Genomic DNA, 11,747 nt, shown 5'->3' with positions numbered 1-11,747 from the left:
TTGCAAAATACGCTCCTTGTCTTAGGGCAAAATATGGATGAGTTTTGCGCAATTTCCCTTCCGTCCGGCCATAAACGCGCCTGGACGAGGAAACTCCTGGAGGGCATTGGCACGGATGGTGATCCATGCCTCGGTGAGGATGGTTCCCTCACCCTGCAGCTCGTGGCCGCTATGGTTGTCACTACTCTCGCAACGCAGTTCTAGAGACTCTGCATTGGGAAGATGAAATGCCGTAGTATAAGCGCGCAATAGATCGTTGCGCTTGACCCATTGCCCACGGTGATCCCGCACGTATGCCGTAAAACTGCTGGCATTGACGTCCCCCAACAAGCGCAGGGCCGTCTGAAAAAAGGGATCGGGCTTTTCCCCGAAACAGGCCTCGTGCTTGTAATATTCATGGCGATCCAGGCAGACCTTGCGCATGGGCATATTGGCGCTCAGCTCGCTGCTGACTGCGGGCGACAGTTCGAGGGAGGGCAACGAACAACTGTCGTGAGGGGCGGTACTCTGGTTCTGGAACCAAAAACAGCCGTGCTGCCACCAGGTTTTGGGCTCCATTCCACTCGCAATGAGCTGTTGCGGGCGGCTGGCCCAGAGACCGTGCAGACTCCACTGCTGGCTGGCGCGAGACGCAGGCGTCAGATCGTCACAAGCGGCGCCCACCCGTGTCCAGGTGGCACAAACGCCAGGCTGCCAGAGCATGGCGAAGGTGTAGTGTGCAAAGCGTAGGTTCGGAACAACCGGCACGACGGCTGTCTCGGCCTGGGCGCCGCCTACAAACAGACTCAACAGCGCCAAACACGCAAGCGCAAATTTTTTCACAGCTCCCTCCAGATTGCCGGCTACCCGTGCCTGAGCAATATTATGAATTGGCAGATAGATGTACTTCTACATCAAAGACTGTTGCTTTTTTCGGCATATCTTTGGTAAACGGCGGATACGCTCCGCTCTTGACCGCTTGCAAGGCAGCGCGGTCAATCGCTCCCACTCCACTCGATTGCGCCAGCCGCGCCCAAAGCAATTGGCCGGAGGGTGTCAATTCGAAGCTGATCACCGCCGTACCACTCAGGTGCATCAGCCGTACCGCTTCCGGTACATGGGCATCGGATTGCACCTGTGCGCGCACTAAGGCCGCATAGCGAGCAATAGCGGCCTGAGCCAAGGCCGGACTCGGTGCTGGCGGAGGCGGCGGTGGCGGCGTCACCGGGGGTGCTGGCGGCACGACGGGTGCCATGGGCATAGGCGTCTTGGCCACCAATGGTTTGGGCGTTGGCGCGTGATGCACCACCGGATGTGGGATTGGGTGCGGAACCGGCTTTGGCACCGGATGCGGAATGGGCTTCGGTAGCGGCTTTGGGTGTACCACCGGCTTGGGTGGTGGCGGCACCGGCTTGGGCTTGGGCGGCTGCACCATATGAATGGCAATCCGCTTGGGTTTGGGCGGTGGCGGTGGACTCTTCTGGTTGCTGACCCAGATCAGTCCTGCCACCAGCGCAAGCTCGATGACGGCACCGATGATCAACGCCCGACCGAAATACCCTTTGGGCTGAGGCGCCGGGGAACGCGGAGACAGTACAGCGCTCATCTCAGCTCGCCTTGGCCGCCAGGCCGATATCGCTGGCGCCCGCCTTCTGGCAGGTATCCATGACGTTGATGAACTTCTGGTAGGCCACGGCCTTGTCCGCGGCAATGGTAATCACAGTCTTGCCCGGATCGCCGTCCCCGCGGATAAGATTCTCGAGCCCCGCCAGATCATAGTGCTGATTTTTGACCACTACCGTACCATCCTCTTGAATGTTGATGGTCATGTGAGGGCGCGGCAACTGCTTCGCCTCGCTCGACTGCGGCAGCTGCAGATTGAGGCCCTGGTCCGGAATCATCTGGATCGTGATCATGATAAAGAACACCAGCAGAAACAGCATGATGTCAATCATCGGGATGATCTCGACGCGCCCCTTCTTGCGTTCGAAATAACGCCGCTCCATCAGCCGGCCCTCGCCATGGCTACTGGCTGCACTGAAGATTCACTGGGATCGGCATCGGGATGCAGCATGGGCTGTCCATCCATGCGATTGAGCAGCATGGTCTTCACCGAATCGAGCTGCAACAAGATCATGCGTACCTGATTGTTGAAGGCATTGAAGGTGAGCAGGCCCAGAATGGCAATAAAAAGACCAGAGGCCGTGGCCACCAGGGCATCGGCGACGCCCGCGGTAACTTCCGTGGGTGCATGACCTGGCGCTGCCAGCACATGGAAAGCGTGGAACATGCCGATAATCGTACCAAAGAGACCGAGCAGCGGTGCCAAGGTGATGATGGTATCGAGCAACCAGAGACGGCGATCAAGTTGGGGAGCGAGCACGATCACCGCTTCTTCCAGACGATTGGCCAGGGCATCGCCCTTGACCTGGCCGGCATGGCTGGCCGCCATGCGCAACAGGCTCGCTTCCGGCAGACCGCCAGCCTGTTCGGCGAGACGGTCGAGTACGGCACGGTCCAGTCGACCATGACCGGCCAGTTCGTGAACGATAGCGTCACCGCGCGCCAAGGTGCGGCGCAGGTACCAGAAGCGGTCGACCATGACGGCCAGTTCGATCAGTAACAGAGCCATCAGGAAATATAGGATGCCATCGGAATAGTTGGCCAGATGTACGAGGTAAGCGATGTTCACGAAAATACTCTCCTGTTTTGCGAAGGCCTCAACGTATCAGAATCATGTGACACTATGATGAAGCCTAGATGACAAAAATATGACACTTGAAAGCCCTTATTTCGCCCGCGGAATGCTTAGGCGATAACCAAATCCGTGCACGGTCTGCAACCAGCTGGAGGCATCGACCTCCTCCATCCGTTTGCGTAGACGGTGAATCTGCGCCGCCACGGTGTTCTGTTGCACCTGCCTCTTGCTCATCGTCAGGTGCTGCGCGATCTCCGTCGGCGAAAAGGCACGTTCCGACTGCTGCGCCATGTAGTGAAACAAGTGGAACAGCCGTTTGGTCAGGTGCAATTCCTTGTCAAAGATATATACGCGACGACTTTCCGGATCGACACGCAGGATCCCCGGAATATCGATCGCCATTTGTTCCCAAGCGTGTCCATGCCGCAGCAGCGCAGTCGCTTGGGCCAGCACTAGTGCCTCGCTGGCAGGCGTTCCCACGTAGACATTGACACCGGCGTCGAGGGCGATCATCGCCTCCTCGTCGCCCTCAGGACCGAGCGCCATAACCGCTGTGCCACAATGGAGAAGTTGTTCCTGACTCTCCTGCAAGGTGGCAGCTAGCTGGCTGCCCCAGTCAGCGAAAATCAGCAGCTGCGGCGACCACTGCCGCAACTGTGTACCGAGCGCCGCAACATTCTGTACCTGCCTGGGCACGGCCCGCTGGCTACGCAACCGCTTCTCCAGAGAATCGGTGAAGGGTCCATCGCCATGCAGCATCACGCGTGCATGGTACAGTGGATCGATCTCCTCCCAGCGGGTGGCGGCAAGCAGGGTCAAGAGATCACGCAGGTGTATGGCGTGATGCATGCTTTCAGCGATGAGGGCATAGATCATGGTGATCCCCTGTGCGTTTTTGCGTACAAATGAGGCTTTCTGACGCAGTAGTGTAACGTTTTTATGTGACGTTTTTATGAATCTTTTATGACACTTTTGTGACAGTATGCTGACTACGGACGATATCGCGAAAATGCGAGACAAAACTTTCACGACCTGGCTATAATTCGCCGAGATCCTCGGCCAAAACATCCTGCATGACCGAATTGCAGCAAGCCTTACTCCCCAAAACCTGGCGCGGCAACTGCCGGGCCATCTTTGTTTCCGACATCCACCTGGGTAGCAAGGGCTGTCAGGCCGAGGCATTACTGGATTTTCTTCGCCACTACGAAGCCGAGTACCTCTATCTGGTGGGCGACATCATTGATTTCTGGGCCCTGAAACGGCGCTGGTACTGGCCCGTTGCCCACAGCACCGTCATTCAGAAGGTGCTGCGTCAGGCCCGGGCAGGGGTGCAGGTCACCTACGTACAGGGCAATCACGATCCCGTTCTGGGTCTGCTGGACTCCTTTCTGGAGGGCGACGAGCACCGACTCGCTGTGGGAGAAATCCGGATTGTTCCGCATTGTGTCCACCAAACCGCCAACGGACGGCGCTTGTGGATCACCCACGGCGACCAATTCGACCTCAGCATGCACTATGCCCGCTGGCTCACGCATCTGGGCGACCGCGGCTACAGCCTGTTGCTGACTCTAAACCGATGGCATCAGCGCCTCAACCGACTGCTGGGGATCCGCAGTCATTGGTCCTTGAGCGCCTTTATCAAACATCGTATCAAGCGTGCCGTCCAGTTCATCAGCCAGTACGAGGAATTCGTCGCCCGGGAATGCCGCCGGGGCGGTTATGACGGTGTGGTCTGCGGCCATATCCATCACGCCGAAATCAAGCAGATGAACGGCATTGAATACTACAACGATGGCGACTGGGTGGAGAGCTGCACCGCCTTGGTCGAGGACTTTGACGGCACCCTACGGCTGGTTCGTTGGCCGGATCTGGAGACAGAATGAAAATCGCCTTGGTTACCGATGCCTGGTCCCCCCAGGTGAATGGAGTCGTCCGCGCCTTACAGGCGACGGTACAGGAACTGCAAAGGCTCGGGTACGAAGTGCGGGTGCTTCATAGCGGTGCGGGTGCCACCATACCCTGTCCCAGCTATCCAGAAATCCCTCTTGCTACCCAGCCTTTCGCCCTGGTCCGACAGACTTTCCAGGAATACCGCCCAGATGCGATACACATCGCTACCGAAGGGCCTCTCGGCCTTGCCGCACGGCTATGGTGCGCAGGCCACCAATGGCAGTTCACCACGTCCTTCCATACCCGCTTTGCGGAATATCTAGCCGCCAGATCCCCCGTACCCCTCGCCTGGAGCTATGCTTTCCTGCGCAGGTTCCATAACGGCGCCGCACACACCATGGTGTCCAATGTCGCTTTGGCCGACGAGTTGCGGGGCTGGGGTTTCCGCAATCTGGTGCAGTGGAGCCGCGGCGTCGATAGCGATCTCTTTCGTCCCTGGCCAGATCAGGATCCGGCCGCCTTGCTTCCGGGAAAGCGTCCAGCCTTCGTGTATTTTGGTCGGGTGGCCATCGAAAAGAATGTGGAAGATTTTCTTCGCCTCGAACTGCCGGGCAGCAAGCACATCATTGGCGACGGACCGCAGGCTGCGGAGTTGCGTGAACAATACCCGGATGTGCATTGGCATGGCATGCAGCACGGCGAGGAGCTGAGCCGCCATGTGGCAGCTGCCGATGTCATGGTCTTTCCCAGCCGTACCGACACCCTCGGTCTCGTGATACGCGAGGCGAATGCCTGCGGCGTGCCCGTGGCGGCTTATCCGGTCACAGGTCCGCAAGCGAGTATTGTCGATGGGATCAACGGCTTTCTGCGTGATGACCTGCGGGAGGCAGCCATTCTTGCGCTGGACCTGCGCCGCGACGACTGTCGCAACGCCGCCCTGCAGTATAGCTGGGACAAATGTACGGCGGATTTTCTCCGCCACCTGGTTCCGGTGCAGGGGACGTAATCAGGCCGCTTCCCGGGCAATCACCTCGGGATCCGGCTTGCCACCCGTCTCCGGTAAGGTCTCGCCCGCCATCTCTACCCCCAGGATCTGCGTCAGCACTGCGCCCAACAGGCCCGCGGAAGCCAGGATGAGCAGCAAGCCACCGATGCCAAAATGTGCCTGGAGAATGGGCAACAAAAAGACACTGGTGGCAGCGCCGACCCGACTGAATGCCGTACTGAAACCATGACCGCTGGCGCGTAGCTCGGTCGGATAGAGCTCGGTAGGAATGATCCAGGTAGTGTTGCCGGGCCCGAAACTGTTGGCGACCTGAAAAAGGATCAGGCCCACGGCGACGATGGCGAAGGGCGGTTGCCCCGTTAGGGCGAAGGCACCAACCAGTGCCAGACCGACGGCGTCCCCAAGAAAACCCCAGATCTGCGTCTTGCGCCGACCGATCCGGTCAATGAGCAGGGCCAGAGGTACCCAGCCGAAGACAAAGCTTGCCGTGAAAAGCGCATTCCCGATCACCGCCTGCTCCTGCGTGTGTAGCCCCAGATGCAACAGCATGATAGGCAGGAAGATGGCCATGGCGTATCCCATCACGTCCATCAGAAACCAGGGGATGGCGGCATAGAGGGTGCGGCGAAGATAGGTTTTGCCGAACAGATCGAACCAATTGTGTTGCTTTGCCCCATCCATGCTGGCGGCCAGCTCTTGTAACGCGGCGTGCCGCTCGGATTCACTGAGCTGCGGCGCGAGCCAGGTGACGACCTCGCTGGCCTCCTGCAGGCGGCCACGACGGATGAACCAACGCGGTGACTCCGGCAAATTACGCCGGAGCCACAGCACCAGCACCGCCGGTACTGCGCCGGAAACCAGCATCCATCGCCAGGCGTCGGGACCGGTGTGCAGAAGAAGGAGCCCAACGATACTTGATACCAGCGCCCCTCCCATCCACAGCCCGAAAATCCAGGTCATTGCCGCACCACGTGATTTTTTGGGGAGGAATTCGGCCATGTAGGTGGAGCTCAGGGGGTAGTCTGCTCCCACCCCGAGCCCCAGGAAAAAACGCAAAACGATCAGTGAGGTGGCATCCCAGGCAAAGCCGGAGAGCAATGCCGCGAAGAAAAATGCAGCGATATCGATCAGGTAGATCGTTTTACGCCCCCAGCGATCGGCAATCGGTCCACCGAATAATCCTCCCACCAGCGCGCCCACCAGCGCCGCTGTACCCAGCCCCCCTAATTCGGATGGCGTCAGATGCCATTGCTCCTTGAGCAGAATGAGGGCGATCGCCATGATGCTGAGGTCATAGCCATCGAGAAAAATGCCCAAACCTGAGGCCCACAATATGCGCCGATGTTTCCGCGTGACCGCCTGCCGATCGAGAGCGTTGACCGCATCCATGAATGCACCTGCGTGTTCTGACGAAACTCGAAGCGTAGCATATTATTATGACACTTTTATGAACGTGGCATATCGGCCGGACAAGGCTCCTATTTGTAATAATCTTGTCATATTCCCTGACAATCCGCTGAGCATTGCCATGACGCCCGACTCTCGCCTACTCTTCCACAAGCAATGATAGGAACGACTCATGATGCAAAAACGAATTCTGGTATTGGGTGGTGATGGTTTTTGTGGTTGGCCAACGACCCTGCACCTCTCAGCCCGGGGCCACGAGCTACATATTGTCGATAATTTTGTGCGCCGTCGCCAGGACGAGGAACTGGGGGTGCAGTCGCTGACGCCGATCCGCCCGCTTTCGGAGCGCATCGAAGCCTGGCGCGACGTCAGCGGACACGATCTCGGTCTCAGCACGCTGGACATCGCCCGTGATTATGCTGAACTCAAGAACCTGATCGGGCAGTGGCGCCCGGATGCCATTGTCCATTTTGCCGAGCAACGATCGGCACCCTATTCCATGAAGTCTTCCTGGCACAAACGTTTCACGGTCGATAACAATCTCAATGCCACCCATAACGTCCTCTGCGCCATTGTCGAAAATGGTCTGGAGGAGTATACCCACTTGGTTCATTTGGGAACGATGGGAGTATATGGCTATAAAACTTCGCGATTCAAATTGCCGGAGGGATATCAGCGCGTACGGATTTTGTCCCACGAAAACCAAGAAGAAGGAGAAGAGACAGAAATTCTCTATCCACCAGATCCCGGCTCCATTTACCACATGACCAAAACCCAGGATCAATTATTTTTCTATTACTACAACAAGAACGACGGGCTGCGGATTACGGATCTGCACCAGGGGATCGTCTGGGGTACGGAGACTGCGGAGACTCTGTACGATGAGCGTTTGATCAATCGCTTTGACTACGATGGCGATTTTGGCACCGTTCTCAACCGCTTCATTTTGCAAGCGGCGGTCGGCCACCCCCTTACGGTGCACGGGACCGGGGGCCAGACTCGCGCCTTTATTCACATTCGCGATACCGTACAGTGCATTCGCTTGGCCATCGAGCACCCACCCGCGACCGGAGAGCGCGTTCGGGTATTTAACCAAACCACGGAAACCCATCGCGTGCGCGACCTGGCCCGTCTGATTCATGAACTCACCGGCGCGGAAATGCAATTCGTTGACAACCCCCGCAATGAACAAGTAGAAAACGAGCTCCAAGTGGAAAACCAGGGGTTGCAAAACCTGGGATTGCAGCCCATTACTCTTTCTGCCGGGCTTTTGGCCGAAGTATCTGAAGTTGCGGGAAAGTATCAGCATCGCTGTCAAAGCAGCAAAATTCCGGCACGTTCCCGCTGGCGCACACAAAATTAAATTCAGCAGGCCATCCTGAGCCACGTACTGGTGCATCCAACAGGAAATAATATACTTACTTATATTAAGTATAATGATGTATATTTTTACGTTTATAATAACCTGAAATATTATAATACATCAATATAAGACTCTTTTTTTATATAACCGCACAAACAAAGCATAGAAAATTCGACGTTGTGCATGTAGCGACTTGTAAGCTATAAAGATCAATGTTCAGACTAAGTTATCTCTGGATACGCTAGGAGAAATTACATGCTATTCCGCAAATTCACTCGTCGGGGGAAGTATGCGCTGGCCCCCGCACTTACCCTACCGTTGGCCGGCTGCGCCAAGGGTTCGCCCTGGTGGATCTTCGACCCGAAAGGCGTCGGAGCGCATGCCAGCTTTATCTATATGATGATTGATGTAGGAGTCATGCTCGCCATTGTCGGTGTCACGGCACTACTTATCGTCTGGTTCATGTGGAAGTACCGTAAAGGCAGTAATCGGGGTGCTTACGACGGCAAATGGGCACATTCCAATACACTGGAAGTCGCCTTTTGGGGCATTCCCATCATCGCCGTAGGCTTTCTCGCCTGGGCGGTTTCAGTTAATGGCAGCTTTGCCGTCAATCCCTACAATCCCACAGCGGTCACCAAACATCTGAAGCCCAATGGTGATCCCATCGACATCGACGTAATCGCCACCGACTGGCAGTGGCTTTTCATTTATCCGCAGTATCATCACATAGCCATTGCCAACAAACTGGTAATTCCCGCCCATACACCGGTGTTTTTCCGCCTGACATCAACCGCCGTTACGACGGATTTCTTCGTCCCTCAACTCATCGGCATGATCGACGTAATGCCCGGTATGCGCACCAAAGACGCCTTGATGAGCGATCACCTGGGCAGCTATCAAGGAATCGCCGCCGATTACTGTGGTGCAGGTATGTCGTGGATGCTCTTCAAAACACACGTGGTCAGCAAAGCGGATTTTGATCGCTGGACCCAGATGATGGAAAACAATCCTGATACCATGAGCTACCAGCAATTCAACCGCTTTGCCGAACCCTATATCAACGTGCATGAAAAAACACCGGCATGGGGTCGTGTAGAACCTGGCCTGTTTGATCATGTGATGCTGGAGGTCATGAATGGCAAGAAGTGGCCGTTGCCTATGTTCATGACCGAAAACATGTTCCATTACCTGAAAATTCAAGCCGCAGAACATCGCGCATAAGTCGCAGACAGCATGGAGATTCGCTATGTTGGTTAACGTACCTGGACCTTGGAGTCCATTATTGGGACGCTTGGCGCTGTCCGAAATCCCCTACACCAATCCTATCCTGGCACCACTCTTTATAGTAATTGTACTCGCCGGCATTGCTTTGATTGCTGGAGTAACGTATTACGGTAAGTGGGGCTATTTGTGGAAAGAATGGTTCACCACCGTCGACCATAAAAAACTAGGCATCATGTATATCATCCTGGGGCTTATCATGCTGTTTCGCGGCTTCATCGATGGTTTGATGATGCGCACCCAGCAAGCCCTCGGCGACGGCCCCGGCGATAATGGCATGAAGCTCATGGGGGCAATTCATGGCTATCTGGCACCATTCCATTTTGGCCAGATCTATAGTGCCCACGGGTTGATCATGATTCTATTAGCGGCAACACCGCTATTGGTAGGCCTCATGAATATCATCGTACCGTTACAGATCGGCGCCCGCGATATGGCCTATCCGTACCTCAATGCCCTAGGTCTATGGATCACCACCGCAGCGGTTTTCCTGATCATGATATCGCTCTTCGTGGGCGACTTCTCCCACAATGGCTGGTTCGGCTATGCGCCGATTTTTGAAATGGCGTACAGCCCGGGCGTTGGGGTGGATTACTGGATCTGGACTTTGGAGTTGGTTGCCCTCGGGACCACGCTAGGAAGCATCAACTTTCTCGCCACGGTGGTGAAAATGCGAGCGCCGGGAATGACCTGGGGCCGTTTACCGGTATTCACCTGGACAGCGGTTTCTGCAAACATCATCGCCCTGACCTCCTTTCCCTGTCTGCAGGTGGCCCTGGCCTTGGTAGGCGCCGATCGCTATCTGGGCACCCACTTCTTTACCGCCGGATTCGGTGGCAATCTGATGCTCTATACCAATCTCTTTTGGCTCTGGGGCCATCCAGAAGTCTATTTCGTTATCCTTCCCGCCTTCGGCATGCTCTCCGAGGTAATCCCGGCATTTTCCGAGAAGCCTATATTTGGCTACATCACTATGGTGTTGGCCTCCTTTGCCATCGCGGGCGTATCGTGGATCGTTTGGTTGCACCATTTCTTTACCATGGGAATGGGCCCGTATGTCAGTACGGAATTCAGTATCGCAACCATGCTGGTGGGCATACCAACGGGCGTCAAAGTCTTCAACTGGGCCTTTACGCTATATCGCGGTCGCCTGACTTTCTCGGCTGCCATGTTGTGGTCCATCGGGGCACTTTTCCTGCTGCTCATCGGCGGTCTGACCGGTATGATGCTGGCCATTCCAGCCATCAACTATATGGTACACAACAGCGTCTTTGTTGTTGCACATTTCCACATGATGCTGCTGTGTATCGTCTACGCGGTATTTAGCGCCATCATTTTCTGGTTCCCCAAGATCTATGGCTTCAAACTCAACGAGGTCTGGGGAAAGATCATGTTCTGGCTCTTTTCCGCTGGAACCTTCCTGGTATTCTTCCCCATGTTTATGCTGGGTTTCATGGGCGAAACGCGGCGTCTGGACTGGCCATTCAACCCCCAGTGGGGAGCTTGGTTCGATGTGCAGGAAATTGGCATCTTTGTCTATGTACTATCGGTCCTTGCGTTCCTCTGGATGTTGTATGTGAGTATTCGCGATCGTCACGCTAATCGCGTACACACCGCCGACGCTTGGGGTACTTCCCGCAGCCTGGAATGGCTAACCGACACACCTGTGCCTTTCTATAACTTTGCCATGGTGCCGCATATCAATGCGTTGGATGAAGTCGCATGGCGTCGTGAACATGGCTTCATGGATAAGAAGCCAGATCACTTCAAGGCGATCCACATGCCGAACAACACACCTATCGCTTTGTACATTGGTGCGTTGACCTTCTTGGTAGGCTTTGGGCTTACTTGGCGTGTTTGGTGGCTGACCCTCGCGTCTTTGATTCTTGCGGTCATTCTCATGATTTATCGCTCCAACAAAGGCGATCCCGGCTACATCATTCCTGCCGAGAAAATGGAGGAAATGGATCGCGAATCCAAGGCACGCATGCTGAGTGACGATAGTCACCAGGTTCCGCACGGTGGCGGCTTCTCCGGCGGTACGGTGACTGCGTATGCAGCGCTCGATCGCGATGCCTCCGGACCGCTGACTCCACCGAGCGATTCCCGACATCTGTAAG

General features: G+C 55.9%; 11 protein-coding genes. 5 read left to right on the top strand and 6 right to left on the bottom strand.

Going from position 1 to position 11,747, the window contains the following annotated elements; translation table 11 throughout:
* Window positions 1-21 precede the first annotated feature (21 nt).
* The 5 genes from ACQAYK_RS05565 to ACQAYK_RS05545 all read right to left on the bottom strand — a co-directional run bounded on the left by ACQAYK_RS05565 (window position 22) and on the right by ACQAYK_RS05545 (window position 3,553).
* Window positions 22-822, bottom strand: coding sequence for a ribonuclease T2 family protein (locus ACQAYK_RS05565; RefSeq protein ID WP_255790240.1), 801 nt, complete (start codon window positions 820-822; stop codon window positions 22-24).
* 40 nt (window positions 823-862) lie between these two features.
* Complete coding sequence (locus ACQAYK_RS05560) at window positions 863-1,585, bottom strand: energy transducer TonB (RefSeq protein WP_215873323.1); 723 nt, start codon at window positions 1,583-1,585, stop codon at window positions 863-865.
* Between the two features lies 1 nt (window position 1,586).
* A complete protein-coding gene (locus tag ACQAYK_RS05555) occupies window positions 1,587-1,985 on the bottom strand; it encodes an ExbD/TolR family protein (RefSeq protein ID WP_215873322.1) in 399 nt (132 codons plus the stop codon).
* Window positions 1,985-2,671, bottom strand: a complete 687-nt coding sequence (locus tag ACQAYK_RS05550) for a MotA/TolQ/ExbB proton channel family protein (RefSeq protein WP_215873321.1) — start codon at window positions 2,669-2,671, stop codon at window positions 1,985-1,987. Before ACQAYK_RS05550 ends, ACQAYK_RS05555 begins: the two co-directional genes overlap by 1 nt.
* Window positions 2,672-2,767: 96 nt before the next feature.
* Entirely contained in the window at window positions 2,768-3,553 is a 786-nt protein-coding gene (locus tag ACQAYK_RS05545; RefSeq protein WP_215873320.1) for a winged helix-turn-helix transcriptional regulator, read from the bottom strand.
* A 197-nt stretch (window positions 3,554-3,750) separates the two neighbouring features.
* Between ACQAYK_RS05545 and ACQAYK_RS05540 the strand changes: the two genes are divergently transcribed.
* Together ACQAYK_RS05540 and ACQAYK_RS05535 are read left to right on the top strand one after the other, a co-directional pair.
* Window positions 3,751-4,560 carry a UDP-2,3-diacylglucosamine diphosphatase gene (locus ACQAYK_RS05540; protein WP_215873319.1) on the top strand — a complete coding sequence of 270 codons (810 nt, stop codon included), beginning with the start codon at window positions 3,751-3,753 and terminating at the stop codon, window positions 4,558-4,560.
* The gene (locus ACQAYK_RS05535) at window positions 4,557-5,573 is read left to right on the top strand and encodes a glycosyltransferase family 4 protein (RefSeq protein WP_215873318.1); all 1,017 of its coding nucleotides are present in this window, start codon (window positions 4,557-4,559) and stop codon (window positions 5,571-5,573) included. Before ACQAYK_RS05540 ends, ACQAYK_RS05535 begins: the two co-directional genes overlap by 4 nt.
* Here the strand turns inward: ACQAYK_RS05535 and ACQAYK_RS05530 are convergent, their stop codons facing one another.
* Window positions 5,574-6,962: an MFS transporter gene (locus ACQAYK_RS05530; RefSeq protein ID WP_215873317.1), complete on the bottom strand. Its 1,389-nt coding sequence runs from the start codon at window positions 6,960-6,962 to the stop codon at window positions 5,574-5,576.
* A gap of 190 nt (window positions 6,963-7,152) precedes the next feature.
* Here ACQAYK_RS05530 and ACQAYK_RS05525 point away from each other — a divergent pair, with 190 nt between their 5' ends.
* From ACQAYK_RS05525 to ACQAYK_RS05515, 3 genes are all read left to right on the top strand, one after another.
* Window positions 7,153-8,343: an NAD-dependent epimerase/dehydratase family protein gene (locus ACQAYK_RS05525; RefSeq protein WP_226827141.1), complete on the top strand. Its 1,191-nt coding sequence runs from the start codon at window positions 7,153-7,155 to the stop codon at window positions 8,341-8,343.
* A 255-nt stretch (window positions 8,344-8,598) separates the two neighbouring features.
* On the top strand, window positions 8,599-9,567 hold the full coding sequence (locus tag ACQAYK_RS05520) for a ubiquinol oxidase subunit II (protein WP_215872589.1): 969 nt from the start codon (window positions 8,599-8,601) through the stop codon (window positions 9,565-9,567).
* A 25-nt stretch (window positions 9,568-9,592) separates the two neighbouring features.
* Entirely contained in the window at window positions 9,593-11,746 is a 2,154-nt protein-coding gene (locus tag ACQAYK_RS05515) for a cbb3-type cytochrome c oxidase subunit I (RefSeq protein WP_215872590.1), read from the top strand.
* The last annotated feature ends 1 nt before the right edge of the window (window position 11,747 follow it).

This window comes from Acidithiobacillus sp. AC3, from assembly GCF_050261095.1.
GTDB classification, from domain to species: Bacteria; Pseudomonadota; Gammaproteobacteria; order Acidithiobacillales; family Acidithiobacillaceae; genus Igneacidithiobacillus; species Igneacidithiobacillus copahuensis.
Note: the sequence above shows the minus strand (reverse complement) of the source record. Positions and strands in the feature narration are given on the sequence as shown.